Below are 16,182 nucleotides of genomic sequence, written 5' to 3' on the forward strand. Positions count from 1 at the left end.
ATATGAAAAAACACATTATAATACTAAAAAAAGGAAATGTCTGTTACGGTTCGACATCATACTTTGCGGAGCGTATCAACGAGGAGTTTAAAAAGACCGGAATAAGTTCGGAGATAGTAGATATAAATTCTAAGGAAGATGCCGAAAGATTTGTGCAAAAGTATGAAAGATTAAAAGAAGTTACAGATATAATAGATTTTAACACGGATGTTTTTTCATATATATTTTCTGAAAATTATTATGATAATTATAATGCAGAGGATGATGTTGCTGGGACAGAATGTGCGGGCGGCAGCGTGAAGTATGACAGAGAAAATTACATATTTGACATTAAAAATGACAGCAGCGGTGGCGACTATGTAAAGTTGTGGCATATTATTCTTGACCATCCTCTTTACCACAACAGTGTCTTGAGGCAGCCTCTTAAGAATATGAGAGTAGTTTGTCTTGATGAGATTCATGCAGAGTATATCAGAAAGTATTACAGTCATATTAAGGAGGTTATCGTGATGCCTTTGCCGGCTGATACGGCGAAAAGTCTTGTCCCATACAATGAGAGGAGCAGGGATGTTCTTTTTACCGGAACTTATACATCATCGGAGGATATTGTCGCACTTGCCATGCGAGGTGGCGGAGATAGTGTGGAAATTAAAAATTTTCAAACTATGCACAAAGAACCGGCACAGGAATTTATAAATAGTATGCAGATATTTAACAAGATGGCTGGTTATCTGTTGGAAAACCCGTGTGAAACAATAGAAAAGGCTTACACTTTTGCATTGGGAGATATAACGGAGGAAAAAGGTATATCTTTTGAAGGCAGGGAAGCAACAAAAGAAACAGATGAAGATTTCAAAGATGGGACAGCAGCAGGCGAAACAGATGAAGATTTTCAGGATGAAACGGCATTAAAAGAAACAGCTGCAGCTTTTGCAGATGGTCTTGAACTTAATTTTTTGGCGGATATGTTTATAAGAGCGGTTATCAGGGAAGAATTGTTAATGGAGATGTTAAGAAACGGCATTGATGTTGATATATTCGGACATGGATGGGAAAAGTTTGTAGAAAAGTGTGGAAATGTGGAAAAAAGCGAGGGTATATTTAAGGGAAAGATAAATATATGTGGTGAGGTTGATTATAGACAACTTCCTGAATTATACGCTGATACTAAGATTGCATTGAATGTTCTGCCGTGGTTTAAGGCTGGGCAGCATGACCGCATAGCACTTGCTATGTGTAACGGTTGTGTCTGCGTGACAGATGAGAGTACTTATCTTGAAAAGAAATTTGTTGACGGTGAAAACATTTTTATGTATTCGCTTGAGGATATGACAGGGGCGGCTATGCTTGTCAGGGATTTACTGGCACATCCTTTAGAGGCTGCAAGAGCAGCCGCAAAAGGTTATGTCTGTGCCGTAAGTAGTCTCAGCTTTAAAAAATATATTGAGATTTTTATAAATTGATGCAAGGGTCAACAGAAAATGGCTTAGTGTATTATTAGCATAATAAAACTGAGCTGATATGGTATATATTATTTTTACAAAAAAGACCGTAGAAATTCATACTGGCTTTTCTGTTTTGGAGGGAGCATTTCAATGAAGATGTCAGTGAGAAGTTTATCTTCCTCAGCAGTGAAACTTATATGTTCTGTTCTTAGTTTGTCTTTCCAGTTTGCGAGGATTGGCAGTGCCTCGTTTAGGTCTTTGCCGTGGAGCGAGTTTACGAGAAGCTCCACCATATGCTGTTTGCTTGGCTCCATCTGCATAAAAGATTTGTTATTTTTCCAGTTATTCATATACTTTGTCTTCTCCTTTTTTATTGTTCATGACTTTGGATACCTGTTCAAATGTTGTACGCTGCTGTGGTGAAAGCTGTGACATTAGAAACTCCATCATAAAATTTTGTGTACTGTTTTCGCTGTATTCCTCACTTTTGACGGCAGAATGTGTTTTTGCAAAATCTCTGTAATTTTTAAACAGTTCGCCGGCGTGCAGGAAATTTAACAGCATACGGACTACCTCTGACTCGGCAGGTGTGCAATAGTCTTTTATGTTTAGAAGCAGTTTTTCATAAACTGCCGGAGTGGCAGCGGCTTCTGCCTGGGCTGCACGCAGTGTCATCTCGTCGTCATTTTGTGAGACTTCTGTTGCCAGCGAAATGAGATTATCAGCCTGGAGTATTATTTCCATGGCTTTTTTGTTATGTGGAGGAACATATGGCAGTGCCGCTTTGAGCATCGCAAGACGGCGTTGATGTTCGTTTGAAAATTCCAATATAATTCTCCTTTAAAGTATTTTCTAAATTGATTTTATGATATATAATTGATTTTATGCAGATATATTGATAACATTTTGAAAGTAATCATTATTTTGAGCAGCTTGCTGCAAAGTGATGCCGCCATTGTTTTGCGGCAAAATATTGTATCAGCAATATTTTTACATTATCTGCACAAGACATTAGAAGAAAGACTGGAGTGAAATAAATGGCGAAGAAACTTATTGATTTGGTAGGAATTACAAAATCTTATGGGGATAAGGTCATTCTTGATGATATGAACCTTTTTATGAATGAAAACAGATTTTTGACACTGCTTGGACCGAGTGGATGTGGCAAGACAACGACACTCAGGATAATAGGTGGTTTTGAGACTCCTGACAGGGGCAAGGTCATATTCGACGGAAAAGATATTACAAATATGCCGCCTAATGAGCGTAACTTAAATACGGTTTTCCAGAAATATGCGTTATTTACGCATATGAATATAGAAGAAAATATCGCTTTTGGACTTAAGATTAAAAATAAATCAAAGTCTTATATAAAGGACAAGATAAAATACGCGTTGAAACTTGTAAATCTTGACGGGTTTGAGAAGCGTATGCCGGACTCTCTTTCAGGAGGCCAGCAGCAGAGGATTGCGATAGCGAGAGCCATCGTAAATGAACCTAGGGTGCTTCTTCTTGATGAGCCGCTTGGGGCACTCGACCTTAAGATGCGTCAGGATATGCAATACGAGCTTATCAGGCTTAAAAATGAGCTTGGCATTACTTTTATTTATGTAACGCATGACCAGGAGGAAGCTCTTACAATGTCTGATACTATAGTTGTAATGAATCAGGGCTATATCCAGCAGATAGGCACTCCAGAAGATATTTACAATGAGCCGCAGAATGCATTTGTTGCCGATTTTATCGGTGAGAGTAATATTATAGCTTCGACGATGGTTCAGGACAGGGTCGTAAATATTCTCGGTACTAAGTTTGAGTGTGTCGATGAGGGCTTCGGTACAAACAAGCCGGTTGATGTTGTCATAAGACCTGAGGATCTTGTTATCACTGAAAAGGACAAAGGTATAATAAACGGCAGGGTTATTTCAGCAATATTTAAGGGCGTTCACTATGAGATGGAGATAGATGCCTGTGGATTTACATTTCTTGTGCACAGTACAGTCATGGCGGAGCCGGGAAAAGAAGTCGGACTCTGGGTAGATCCTTTCAATATCCAGATTATGAACAAGCCTGAGTCAGAAGACGAAAAGGTACTTGTTGAGGAGTAGGAGAGGAGTGATTTTATGGGTAAGTTAAAAAATCTCGGTTCCAAACTTCTGGCAGGACCGTATGTTATCTGGATGCTGCTGTTTACGGTGATTCCTCTCGGACTTATCATCTACAACGGATTTACAAATTCAGACGGAAGATTTACTTTTAAATATGTTGCAGCCATCGCAGACCCGGTTAATGCAAAACCGCTTCTGTTAAGTTTTGAAATGTCTCTTATCGTGACGGTTGTCTGCCTTTTGCTTGCATTTCCGCTTGCAGTAATATTGAGTAAATATTCGACGGACAAAAACAGCTTTATCGTTATGATATTTATCCTGCCTATGTGGATGAATTTCATGTTGAGGACACTTGCGTGGAGACTTATTTTACTAAATAATGGATTTTTAAACCAATTTCTTACAATGCTTGGTCTTTCAAAGGTGTATCTAATGAACACGAAAGCCGCCATTATCTTTGGAACGGCATACGATTATTTTCCATTTATGGTTCTGCCGATATACAATGCTGTCGTAAAGATAGACAAGGATGTTATAAATGCGGCGAAAGACCTCGGAGCCACCAATTCGGTCGTGCTTAGAAAGATAATTCTCCCGCTGAGTGTTCCGGGGATAGTAAGCGGCATAACGATGGTGCTTGTTCCGTCAATGAGCGAGTTTGTCATAGCGGATATGCTCGGCGGCGGTAAGATATATCTTATCGGTAATGCCATTGAGCAGGCTTTTAATTCAGGATATGCCGATGTTCATGCGGGTTCGGGACTGTCCATGTCACTTATGGTGCTTATTCTTATAAGTATCGTTATATACAGGATATTTGATAATGGAAAGGAGTCAGAGAGTATATGGTAAAGAAAAAGAACATTTTTCAGAAAATATATCTTGCCGTTATCCTCATAATGCTCTATCTTCCAATAGGTGTTTTGATAATTTCTTCCGTCAACGCCTCAGAAAAGAATAAAGCCGTATGGGGAGGATTTTCTCTTGCTGCATACAAAAAGCTGTTCCATGACGGTACGATAATGAATGCACTTTATACGACCGTTATCCTTGCGGCAGCGGCAGGTTTTATAGCAACGATTTTAGGAACGCTCGTCTGTATTGGAATGATAGGCATGAGCAAAAAAGTACGCTCTGCGATAATGGGAGTTACAAATATACCGATGTTAAATGCTGATGTTGTAACAGGTATAGCACTTATGCTTCTGTTTACGAGGTTTACAGAGCTTAGTTTTTCGACTATGATGGTAGCACATATCACACTGATAATACCGTATGTGGTCTTGTCGGTCTGGCCGAAAGTTTTGCAGCTTAACATAAGCACATACGAGGCTGCACTAGACCTTGGTGCGTCAAGGCTGTATGCAATGTGGAAAGTCGTTATCCCTGATATAATGCCGGGCATAATGTCAGGATTTTTACTCGCATTTACAATGTCTCTCGATGATTTCTCAGTGACATATTTCACTAAAGCACCGGGAATACACACAATGTCTACAATGATAAATGCGGAGTACAGAAAGGGTATTCAGACGGAGATATATGCTCTGTCAACGATAATATTCATAATAGTGCTTATTGTGCTGTTTGTGATAAACAGAAAAAGCGTTATGTCTTTGAAAAAGAAGGGGGCAGCGGCATGATGAGAAAAAGCATAAAGAGACTTACGGCGGCAGTTTTGTTTATGAGCATAACGGTCTCATCAACTTTTTTTCTTACTGCGTGTAAAAATAATGATGTTTCTTCAAAAAATAAGATAGTAGTTTTTAATTATGGCGATTATATTGATTCCACACTTCTTGATAAATTTGAGAAAGAAACAGGGATAAAGGTGGTATATGAGGAGTTTCTGACACCTGAAGCGATGTACACAAAGTTTAAAAATGGTGCGGTGGATTATGACCTTATCTGCTGTTCTGATTATATGCTCGACAAGATGATAAAGGAAAAAGATGTAAGAAAAATTGACTACGATAAGATGAAATATATCAAAAATATCGGTAAAAAATACTGGGATATGTCGAAAAGTTTTGACAAGACACTTAGTTATACAGTTCCTTATTACTGGGGAACAGTCGGCATACTGTATAATACTGAAATGGTGGATAAAGTACCTGACAGCTGGGATGTCCTATGGGATAAAAAGTATAAAAACAACATAATCATGCAGAACAGTGTCAGGGATAGCTTCATACCGGCACTTGTAAGACATGGTTATTCTATAAATACGACAGATAAAAATGAGCTGAGGACTGCACTTAATGACCTTAAGCAGCAAAAGGAGATAGTACAATCCTACCTTGTGGATGAGATTAGGGATGATATGGCGAACAACCAGGCTGCTATGGGACTTATATATTCAGGTGAGGCTAGTATCGCACAGGACTACAATGATAAACTTGAATATGTTGTTCCTAAAGAGGGTTCTGACATATGGATGGATAGCTGGGTTATACCAAAGAAAGGTAAAAATTATGATGGAGCCGTCAAATTCCTTGACTTTTTGTGCAGGGAAGATGTGGCAATGACAAATTTTGAATATGTATATTATTCAACACCTAATGAAGCGGTATTAGACCAGATAGATGACGAGGAAAAGGCAGAGAGAAATGCGATTTTTCCGTCAGATGATGTTATAGACAGGTGCAAGGTCTTTAAGTATCTTGGAAAGGATGCGGAGGAGTATTATAACAGGCTTTGGAAGGAGCTTAAAGTTTACTGATTGATTTTAAAATATAGGCTGTGAGGATTGTGCGGATATAGCAATAATACCGCAGGCACGCTCTCGCTATACTGTCACCGTAGCAGTACATAAATCAGTAAAAGACACTGATTAAGTACTGACGGTGACACAATGCCTGCTTATATTATTTGTTATATCCGCACAATCCAGTGTTACTTTTTCGGAAATCAGATAAGTAAAATTATGTTTTGATAAAAAATAAGCAATTAATTCTGAAAAGATTTGATGATATTAAAAAACATATGTTTATGTTTTGGAAAATTTGAAGGAAGAGAGGAGAAATTGATATGGCAGCAGGTTCATCGTTTGGAAATTTGTTTCGTGTGACTACATGGGGGGAGTCCCATGGTAAGGGGATTGGCGTTGTTGTTGATGGTTGTCCGGCAGGGCTTGAGATTAGCGAGGAGGTTATCCAGAAGTATCTCAACAGAAGGAAGCCGGGTCAGACGCGTTATTCGACTCCGAGAAAGGAGGACGATCTTGTCGAGATACAGTCAGGTGTTTTTGAGGGTAAGACGACGGGGACACCTATCTCTATGGTTGTTTACAATAAGACACAGCGTTCAAAGGATTATTCGGAGATTGCTAAGTATTACAGACCTGGACACGCTGATTATACTTTTGATGAAAAATTCGGTTTCAGAGATTACAGGGGCGGCGGTCGTTCTTCAGGCCGTGAGACTATAGGCAGGGTCGCGGCAGGTGCCATTGCGTGCGAGGCATTGAAACAGCTCGGTGTTAATGTTATGGCATACAGTAAGGCAATAGGCGGCATTGAAGCAGATACGACAGATGTTTCATTTGATAAGATTATGGAAAGTCCTCTTTATATGCCTGACATTGCGGCATCACATAAAGCCGAAAAGCTTCTTGAGGAGAAGATGAATGAACAGGACTCAGTGGGCGGAATTATTGAATGTGTCATCTCAGGAATACCTACAGGTGTAGGAGAGCCGGTTTTTGAGAAGCTCGACGCAAATCTTGCAAAGGCTGTTATGTCGATAGGTGCAGTTAAAGGTGTGGAGATAGGTGCAGGTTTTGAAGCGGCTTCAATGTATGGCTCAGACAACAACGACGCATTTAAGATGGACGGAGAAAATGTCTCTAAAAAGACAAACAATGCCGGAGGGATACTGGGCGGCATAAGTGATGGAAGTGATATAGTTTTAAGAGCGGCAGTTAAGCCGACACCATCTATTGCAAGGAGTCAGGAGACCGTAAACCGTGATGGTGAGGATATTGAAGTTCAGATAAGGGGAAGACACGACCCGATAATCGTGCCGAGAGCGGTTGTAGTTGTCGAGTCTATGGCGGCGATATGTGCGTTTGATATGCTATTAGAGTCGATGACATCAAAGATGTATAATATTAAAAAGTATTTTGAACGCATATAAGCATTCTCGGTTTTTGGGCATCTATAATAAAAACTTCCATTGACAGGTCACAAAGCGACTGCGTTCATGAGCAAGCTGCGAAGCAGATTGCAAATGTTTGTTTAAATAATAAAAAATTACAACGGTTAAGGTTTTCACTTCGATATAAAAGCTACATAAAATAATAGTGTATATCCTGATATACGGAGAAAAAATATGGGAAGATGCTATTATTATGGAAATGAGTCCGCAGAACTTAAAGCAGTTGAAAATAAAGAGAAAACTCCGGTTGAAAAAGAAAGTGATAATGTGATAAAAAGAATCATAATAGATGACGATACGGAGCTTGTTATAGAGAAAGATACGGTCTATGAGATAGACAGGAAATGTGTAGAGTGTAAGAAAAACAAGGGAAGATGCAGATAAAACTGAGTTTGTGATAAAAACTGCATATGAGTTGTAAAACTTAGTTTAAATCAAAAACAGTATTTCAAACGAAATTTTATTTTGTTTTGGATAGTTGTTTTACTAAAAAACGGGGAGCCTTTTTAAGGCTCCCCAAATATTGTTAAATATTGTCGTTAAGTAATGTAAATGTTTTGCTGTTTTTGCGGATATTTAGAAGCCACCGCCGCCACAGCAGCAAAGAATAAGTAAAATCCAGATGATTGAATTGCATCCGTTGTCAGAACCGCATCCGCAGCCGTTACCGAAACCAAAGCCATTTCCGTTGCCACAGCATGAGCAGAGTAAAAGAAGAATGATAATCCAACTGCATCCGCTATCTCCGTTGCTGCATCCGCCACATGTTGTTGCTGCTAAATCACTCATAAATCCTCCATTTGTCGATTTCATCGACTTAATAATTATCTACAATCTCATAATATGCGGTGTGGGTTGTCTTATTTACAAAAAATTGAAATAAATTTGAAAAAAGGTTGAAATGACTTTTGGAGTGGCGAAAAATGGAGGATGAATTGATTTTATTTAGAAAAAATTAATTAAAAATCATAGGGCTATATGATATAATATCCGCGAAGGCAAAAATGAACATAGAAATTAACAGATATGGGTGTTTACACACAGTATCTGCTAATTTCTATGTGAATGCACCCGCGAGTTCGTAAAAGCAAAGCTTTTGCGAACTTTTTGCCGGAGCATAAATAAGATTTTGAGTTTTCAAGAGCGTTGTAATTAAAAACAGGAAAGAGGTAATTATGTTTAGAAAGAAAATAAACAGCACATATGGAATTATAAAGGCAGCGGTGAGTTTATTGCTTGTCATTTCGCTTACAGGATGTTCGTTATCCGGCGGTGATAAAAAAGCTGAAAATACAAAGGCACCTGCGTCTACCGTAAAACAGGCAGAGGTAAAAACTTTGTCAAAGGAAGATGCATTTGCAAAGGCAGCACAGTATCTTAAGAATATGAGTGTTGAACAAAAAGTCGGACAGTTATTTGTGGTAAATCTTGAACAGCTCGATTCATCTAAAGGAAGTTATTATGAGTGGAAAAAATGCTCAAAGAAGATGAAAGAAGCTATTAAGAAAAACAGCATAGGCGGAGTTATAATGTTTTCGAGAAATATCGGAAAAAGAAAGCAGACGAAAAAACTTATAAGAGAAATTCAGAAGGCTGCTGACATTCCGGCATTTGTAACGGTTGATGAAGAGGGCGGAGAGGTTGCAAGAATCGCAGGCAATCCTGATATGAAAACAACAAAGTATCCTTCAATGGAGGATGTTGGCAAAAAGAAAGATGCTGATTATGTAAACAATATGGGAAAAACCATAGGAAATGATATAAAAAAGCTGGGCTTTAATGTTGATTTTGCACCGGTTGCAGATGTAAAGACGAGTAACCTAAATCTCGAGATAGGTTCAAGGTCATTTGGAAAGGACCCGGACAAGGTGGCAGAGCTTGTGGAGGCATTTGTAAAAGGTATCCAGTCAACAAATGTTTCGGCAACACTCAAACATTTTCCGGGACAAGGTTCGTCAAAGGGGGATACTCATATTGAAAATGTAAATATTGACAGCAGTATAGCTGCACTTAGAAAAGTCGATTTTGTACCTTTTGAAAAAGGAATAAAGGCAGGCACCGATTTTGTAATGGTATCGCATATATCGGTAAGCAGGGTTACGGAGACTGCACAGCCGGCAAGTATGTCAGAACTTATCATGAAGACCATACTCAGAGAGGAACTTGGTTTTGAGGGCGTTATAATAACAGATGCTATGGATATGGCATCAATAACAGACAAATACTCGTCAGAAGAAGCTGCACTAGGTGCATTCGAGGCAGGTGCCGATATAATCCTTATGCCTATGGATTTTGAAGAAGCATATAAAAATATACTTTCAGCGGTAGACTCAGGTGAGATAGGTATGGACAGACTCGATGAGTCAGTTCAGAGAATACTCACTGTTAAATTCATGAGGGGAATAATCCCTGAGAATGTGGATAGTCCGGTACAGGCTGCAACGGCACAGGCGGTAACAACAACACCGCAATAGATTTTTTTGTGTTTATATTTATGAAGAGTGAAAAGTAACCGTTTTTTGTTATATTTATACGAAAAATCAATATTAACTTGCGATTTTGTAAAAAATTGATATAATTATATTTGTGGTAATTGCGTTAAAATACAAATCCGGAGGAAACAATGAATAACGAAACAAATTATTGCGGGGAAAGAAAATCCTGTCAGAAAGGTGATTGCAAAGGTTGTCTTCTGAGAGGTATAGAGGAACCTAAACTCGGAGAAGAATGTGGAGTTTTTGGTATGTATGACCTTGATGGAAATGATGTTGCATCTTCAATCTATTATGGATTGTTTGCATTACAGCATCGTGGACAGGAAAGCTGTGGTATCGCAGTCAGCAGGACAGATGGTCCGCCGAGAAATTCAAATGTATGCAAAGGTATGGGACTTGTAAATGAAGTCTTTAATGCAGAAAATCTTGAAAAGATGGCAGGTGATATCGGAGTAGGTCATGTGCGTTATTCGACAGCGGGGGCAAGTGTTGCTGAGAATACACAGCCACTTGTTTTGAACTATATAAAAGGTACTCTCTCAATGGCACACAACGGAAACCTTGTAAATGCATTAGAACTTAGAAATGAGCTTGAGATGAACGGAGCTATTTTTCAGACAAGTATCGACTCAGAGGTTATTGCTTATCTTATTGCAAGGGAAAGACTAAAGACCGGAAAAGTTGAAGAAGCCGTTAAAAATGCGATGGTTAAGCTTAAGGGAGCATACTCACTTGTTGTGGCAAGTCCGAGAAAACTTATAGGAGCAAGAGATCCATTTGGATTCAGACCACTATGTATAGGAAAGAGGGACAATGCATATGTACTTTCATCAGAGTCATGTGCACTCGATACGGTGGGGGCAGAGTTTATAAGAGATGTAGAACCGGGTGAGATTGTAACCATCACACAGGATGGCATAAAATCTGACAAGAGTCTGACACAGGCAAAAGCGGCAAAATGTATATTTGAGTATATTTATTTTGCAAGACCTGACAGTTACATAGACGGCATATCAGTAAATTCGTCGAGGATAACAGCCGGAAGGATTCTGGCACAGACGCATCCGGTAGATGCAGACATCGTAGTAGGTGTACCTGAATCAGGAAATGCGGCAGCTATGGGATATGCAATGGAGTCCGGAATACCTTATGGCATTGCATTCGTCAAGAACAGTTATGTGGGAAGAACATTTATCAAACCTAAGCAGTCGGCGAGAGAGTCGAGCGTAAGAGTAAAATTAAATGCGTTAAGGGAAGTTGTAAGGGGCAAGAGAGTTGTAATGATAGATGATTCCATTGTAAGAGGAACGACAAGTGCAAGGATAGTAAAGATGATAAAAGATGCAGGAGCATCTGAGGTGCATGTACGCATCAGTTCACCACCGTTTCTGTATCCGTGTTATTTTGGAACGGATGTACCGTCAAGTGACCAGCTTATAGCATACAATCATTCAGTAGAACAGATATGTGAGATGATAGGTGCAGATTCTCTCGGTTATCTTGACATAGAAAGATTAAGTGAACTTATAGACGGAGACAAAGGTTATTGTAATGCCTGCTTCTCCGGAAATTATCCTGTAGAGCCTCCTAAGGAGGATATAAGAGGAGATTTTGAGAAGTAATCCTCAGACACAGGATACGATATGATACGAAAAGTTAAAAAGTCAGACCTGATATTATAAACTATGGCACAAAGCTGATGATGTTTTATCATCACGGAAGGGAAAGGAATAGAAGATATGAGTTATGATAGATATACAAGCCCGCTTTCAGAGCGTTATGCAAGTAAAGAAATGCAATACATTTTTTCGCCTGATAAGAAGTTTAAAACCTGGAGAAGACTCTGGATTGCACTTGCAGAAGCGGAAAATGAACTCGGACTTAAAAATGAGCATGGAGAGCCGGCAGTAACTAAAGAGCAGATAGACGAGCTTAAGGCAAATGCCGATAACATAAACTATGATGTGGCAAAACAGAGAGAAAAAGAAGTTCGTCATGATGTTATGTCGCATGTATATGCATACGGTGTACAGTGTCCTAAGGCAGCAGGAATCATCCATCTTGGAGCAACATCCTGCTATGTAGGAGACAATACAGATGTTATTGTTATGACAGAGGGGCTTAAGCTTGTAAGAAAAAAACTTATCAATGTTATTGACGAACTTTCAAAATTTGCAGACAAATATAAAAGCCAGCCGACACTTGCATTTACACATTTTCAGCCGGCACAGCCTACAACGGTAGGTAAGAGGGCTACATTATGGCTTCAGGAATTTGTTATGGATCTTGAAGATGTTGAATATGTTCTTTCTACTATGAAGCTTTTAGGTTCAAAGGGAACCACAGGAACGCAGGCAAGTTTCATGGAACTTTTTGACGGTGATGAGGAAAAGGTTAAAAAGTTAGATGATATTATTGCAAAGAAGATGGGATTTGAAAAATGTTTCCCTGTTTCAGGACAGACATATTCGCGTAAACTTGATACACGTGTATTGAATGTTCTTGCCGGTGTTGCTGCAAGTGCACATAAATTTTCAAATGATATAAGACTTTTACAGCATCTTAAAGAGATAGAGGAGCCATTTGAGAAAAACCAGATAGGTTCATCGGCTATGGCATACAAGAGAAATCCTATGAGAAGTGAGCGTATCGCATCGCTTTCAAGATATGTCATGTCAGATGTGACAAACACAATGTTCACATCTGCGTGTCAGTGGTTTGAGAGAACACTTGATGATTCGGCAAATAAGAGAATCAGTATTCCGGAGGGATTCCTTGCAACAGACGGAATCTTGGACCTCGTGCTCAATGTTGTTGATGGACTTGTAGTTTATGATAAAGTTATAGAGAAACGCCTTATGTCAGAACTTCCGTTTATGGCAACTGAAAATATCATGATGGATTCAGTAAAGGCTGGCGGAAACAGACAGGAACTTCATGAGGAAATTCGTAAACTTTCAATGAAAGCCGGAGAAAATGTAAAGAAATATGGAAAAGATAACAATCTTCTTGAACTCATTGCAGACGATGATAAGTTCCCGGTAGGAATTGAAGAATTAAATGCAACGATGGATCCGGCAAAATATGTTGGACGTTCAGCTTCACAGGTTACGGAATTTCTTGAAAATATCGTAAATCCTATCTTGGATGCAAATAAAGATATATTAGGAGTTAAGGCAGAAATAAATGTCTGATAAAAATAATTAAATTAGGGCTTGCAAAAGGGTATGAATTGAAAATTTGGCAAGCAGAATGGAGGCTATATGGCAGCTAAGCGTATTTTGACTTCCAGGGCAACACAAAATATGATAGTGGCAGATGATGTTTATACATCAGATGATAAGCTGGTAATTCCTGAAGGTACGGTACTTACGGAAGATATTATTGATTCACTAAAAGAATATGGTGTCTTCGCAATTAGAATTAAAGTTGATGAGGATGGAAACAATGCAGCAGCGGAGAATGAAAAAGTCATGCCTGCCGGGGACGAAGTCTTGAACGAACAGAGGCAGGAAATTAAAAACTCAGCAGAACAGGAACAAGAAAGCTTTCTGAAACAAGTTAAAGAGAGCAAAGAGTTTGAAGTGTTTCACAGTGCATTTGTTGACAGCGTTGACAATCTTAAAAATGTATTCAGCAAGGTTGTAATGCACAATGAGCAGATAGATGGTGAGTCGATACTCAGCGATGTTGAAAATGTTGTATCGAAAGGAAGAAATAGTATTCATATTCTTGATATGCTTCAGTGTATGAGAGGGTATGATGATGTAACATATGTTCACAGTGTCAATGTTGCATTGCTCAGTAATATGATAGGGCGTATTGTATATCCGGACATTAGTGACGAGGAACTTAAGGTACTTACATTGGCAGGACTTCTTCATGATATAGGAAAAATGATGGTACCTGACAATATAATACAGAAAAAAGGCAGACTTACACTTCCGGAGTATAATCTTGTCAAGACGCATGTACTGTTTGGAAATAATATTCTTAAAGGCATTGACAATCTTGACCCAAGGATAGCAGAAGTTGCGATGCGTCATCATGAGAGATGTGATGGAACCGGTTATCCGGGGGGATACAAAAGAGAACAGATAGAGCCATTTGCGAGAATTGTCGCAATAGCGGATACATATGATGCCATGACATCAGACAGAGCATATAGGGCAGCAATATGTCCGTTTGATGTTATAGAGATGTTTGAACGCGAGGGAATCGTCAAGTATGATGTTGAGTTTTTGCTTCCGTTTCTCGAAAAAGCAGTACAGGCATATATGAATACTAATGTAAGGCTTTCCACAAATCAGATTGGAAAAGTAATAATGATAAACAAAAATGAATTTTCAAAGCCTGTTGTCCAGGTGGGAGATGAATTTTATGACTTATCAAAAGAAACAAATGATATTGTTATAGATAAGGTCTTGATATAATTCTTCAAATTAGGTATAATCCATTGTGGTCTTATAAATAAAGACATGAGAATGTTGTCTTACTGCCGGCGGTCATATCATAAGCACGAACAGTGGTATATTGTCAAAGGGGTCAGCAGACTCATCTATACATATCGTAAAATATATGGTGTCATACATATTATGACAGATTGGAGGATTTTTATGGTTACAGCTATCGTAGGTGCTAACTGGGGAGATGAAGGTAAAGGTAAGATTACTGATATGCTTGGAGAAGAGTCGGACATCATCGTTCGTTTCCAGGGAGGAAGTAATGCAGGTCATACAATTATAAACAACTATGGTAAATTTGCATTGCATTTACTTCCATCAGGTGTATTTTATGATCATACTACAAGTATTATCGGTAATGGTGTTGCACTCAATATCCCATATTTATTCAATGAAATAAATGAACTTGTTAAAAGAGGAGTACCACAGCCAAAAATCCTCGTATCTGACAGGGCTCAGATTCTTATGCCTTATCATGTCGCATTTGATGAGTATGAAGAAGAAAGACTTGGCAAGAAGTCATTTGGTTCTACAAAGTCAGGAATTGCACCATTTTATTCAGATAAATATGCAAAGATTGGAATCCAGGTTTCAGAGCTTTTCCAGGATGATGATGCATTAAAAGAGAAGATTGAAAGAATTTGTGTCCAGAAAAATGTTATATTAAAACATTTATACAATAAACCTGAACTTGACCAGGCAGAGATACTTGATACACTTCATAAGTACAGAGATATGGTTGCACCATATGTATGTGATGTATCTGCATATCTTAGGAAGGCTATTAAAGAAGGAAAGAATATTCTTTTAGAGGGACAGCTTGGTTCACTCAAAGATCCGGACCACGGAATTTATCCTATGGTTACATCATCATCAACACTTGCCGCATACGGAGCAATCGGTGCAGGCATACCACCATATGAGATAAAAAGAATCGTTACTGTAGTCAAGGCTTATTCAAGTGCTGTTGGAGCAGGTGAATTTGTAAGTGAGATTCTTGATGAGGAAGAAGCAGACAAACTTCGTAAACATGGTGGTGACGGCGGAGAGTATGGAGCAACAACAGGTCGTCCTCGTCGTATGGGATGGTTTGATGCGGTTGCAACGCGTTACGGATGTGAGATTCAGGGTGCAACTGAGGTTGTACTTACAGTGCTTGATTGTCTCGGTTATCTCAAGGAAATTCCGGTATGTGTAGGTTATGAGATTGATGGAGAAGTCGTAAAAGACTTCCCTGTTACGGCAAAGCTTGCAAAAGCAAAGCCTGTTTACAAAGTTCTTCCGGGATGGAATTGTGACATAAGCGGAATCAAAGAATATGATAAACTTCCAAAAGAATGTAGGGACTACATTGAGTTTATTGAAAAAGAAATCGGAGTTCCTATTAAGATGGTATCAAATGGACCAAAGAGACATGATATTATTCATAGAGCTTAAAAATATATAAATCAAGAAAATATACGGGTTAGTTGGTTTTCAGATACGGCATAATGCTTTTGAAAAACGATTAGCC

The 16,182-nt window shown here is 38.8% G+C and carries 15 protein-coding genes; 12 read left to right on the plus strand and 3 right to left on the minus strand.

The annotated features are described in order from the left end of the window. The first annotated feature begins 2 nt into the window (after positions 1–2). Positions 3–1,463: a glycosyltransferase gene (locus tag DW721_RS06365; protein ID WP_118745192.1), complete on the plus strand. Its 1,461-nt coding sequence runs from the start codon at positions 3–5 to the stop codon at positions 1,461–1,463. A gap of 74 nt (positions 1,464–1,537) precedes the next feature. Here the strand turns inward: DW721_RS06365 and DW721_RS06370 are convergent, their stop codons facing one another. Further along, positions 1,538–1,795 (minus strand): hypothetical protein, encoded by a 258-nt coding sequence (locus tag DW721_RS06370; protein WP_118745193.1) that lies wholly within the window; start codon positions 1,793–1,795, stop codon positions 1,538–1,540. Next, on the minus strand, positions 1,788–2,273 hold the full coding sequence (locus tag DW721_RS06375; RefSeq protein WP_055945914.1) for a hypothetical protein: 486 nt from the start codon (positions 2,271–2,273) through the stop codon (positions 1,788–1,790). Before DW721_RS06375 ends, DW721_RS06370 begins: the two co-directional genes overlap by 8 nt. 209 nt (positions 2,274–2,482) lie before the next feature. Between DW721_RS06375 and DW721_RS06380 the strand changes: the two genes are divergently transcribed. The 6 genes from DW721_RS06380 (at position 2,483) to DW721_RS06400 (ending at position 8,095) form a co-directional block, all read left to right on the plus strand. Continuing rightward, complete coding sequence (locus tag DW721_RS06380; RefSeq protein WP_055945916.1) at positions 2,483–3,553, plus strand: ABC transporter ATP-binding protein; 1,071 nt, start codon at positions 2,483–2,485, stop codon at positions 3,551–3,553. Positions 3,554–3,568: 15 nt separating this feature from the next. Continuing rightward, complete coding sequence (locus tag DW721_RS06385; protein ID WP_022015255.1) at positions 3,569–4,405, plus strand: ABC transporter permease; 837 nt, start codon at positions 3,569–3,571, stop codon at positions 4,403–4,405. Continuing rightward, positions 4,399–5,196 carry an ABC transporter permease gene (locus tag DW721_RS16350; protein ID WP_055945919.1) on the plus strand — a complete coding sequence of 266 codons (798 nt, stop codon included), beginning with the start codon at positions 4,399–4,401 and terminating at the stop codon, positions 5,194–5,196. The genes DW721_RS06385 and DW721_RS16350 overlap by 7 nt, the downstream gene beginning before the upstream one ends. Further along, positions 5,193–6,275: an ABC transporter substrate-binding protein gene (locus DW721_RS16355; protein ID WP_243035964.1), complete on the plus strand. Its 1,083-nt coding sequence runs from the start codon at positions 5,193–5,195 to the stop codon at positions 6,273–6,275. The genes DW721_RS16350 and DW721_RS16355 overlap by 4 nt, the downstream gene beginning before the upstream one ends. Positions 6,276–6,583: 308 nt before the next feature. Further along, positions 6,584–7,690, plus strand: a complete 1,107-nt coding sequence (aroC, locus tag DW721_RS06395) for a chorismate synthase (RefSeq protein WP_118745194.1) — start codon at positions 6,584–6,586, stop codon at positions 7,688–7,690. A 195-nt stretch (positions 7,691–7,885) separates the two neighbouring features. Beyond that, a complete protein-coding gene (locus tag DW721_RS06400; RefSeq protein ID WP_118745195.1) occupies positions 7,886–8,095 on the plus strand; it encodes a hypothetical protein in 210 nt (69 codons plus the stop codon). 192 nt (positions 8,096–8,287) lie between these two features. Here DW721_RS06400 and DW721_RS06405 read toward each other — a convergent pair whose 3' ends face one another. Next, positions 8,288–8,500 (minus strand): hypothetical protein, encoded by a 213-nt coding sequence (locus DW721_RS06405; protein WP_022014038.1) that lies wholly within the window; start codon positions 8,498–8,500, stop codon positions 8,288–8,290. A 386-nt stretch (positions 8,501–8,886) separates the two neighbouring features. Between DW721_RS06405 and DW721_RS06410 the strand changes: the two genes are divergently transcribed. The 5 genes from DW721_RS06410 (at position 8,887) to DW721_RS06430 (ending at position 16,106) form a co-directional block, all read left to right on the plus strand. After that, entirely contained in the window at positions 8,887–10,185 is a 1,299-nt protein-coding gene (locus tag DW721_RS06410; protein WP_118745196.1) for a glycoside hydrolase family 3 protein, read from the plus strand. A 149-nt stretch (positions 10,186–10,334) separates the two neighbouring features. Further along, complete coding sequence (gene purF / locus DW721_RS06415; RefSeq protein ID WP_022014040.1) at positions 10,335–11,828, plus strand: amidophosphoribosyltransferase; 1,494 nt, start codon at positions 10,335–10,337, stop codon at positions 11,826–11,828. Between the two features lie 117 nt (positions 11,829–11,945). Then, complete coding sequence (purB, locus tag DW721_RS06420) at positions 11,946–13,400, plus strand: adenylosuccinate lyase (protein WP_118745197.1); 1,455 nt, start codon at positions 11,946–11,948, stop codon at positions 13,398–13,400. Between the two features lie 69 nt (positions 13,401–13,469). Beyond that, entirely contained in the window at positions 13,470–14,639 is a 1,170-nt protein-coding gene (locus DW721_RS06425; protein ID WP_022014042.1) for an HD-GYP domain-containing protein, read from the plus strand. 183 nt (positions 14,640–14,822) lie between these two features. Continuing rightward, positions 14,823–16,106 carry an adenylosuccinate synthase gene (locus DW721_RS06430; protein WP_022014043.1) on the plus strand — a complete coding sequence of 428 codons (1,284 nt, stop codon included), beginning with the start codon at positions 14,823–14,825 and terminating at the stop codon, positions 16,104–16,106. Positions 16,107–16,182 lie beyond the last annotated feature (76 nt).

The organism is Clostridium sp. AM27-31LB (genome assembly GCF_003480745.1).
In the GTDB taxonomy this organism is placed as follows: Bacteria; Bacillota; Clostridia; order Lachnospirales; family Lachnospiraceae; genus Butyribacter; species Butyribacter intestini.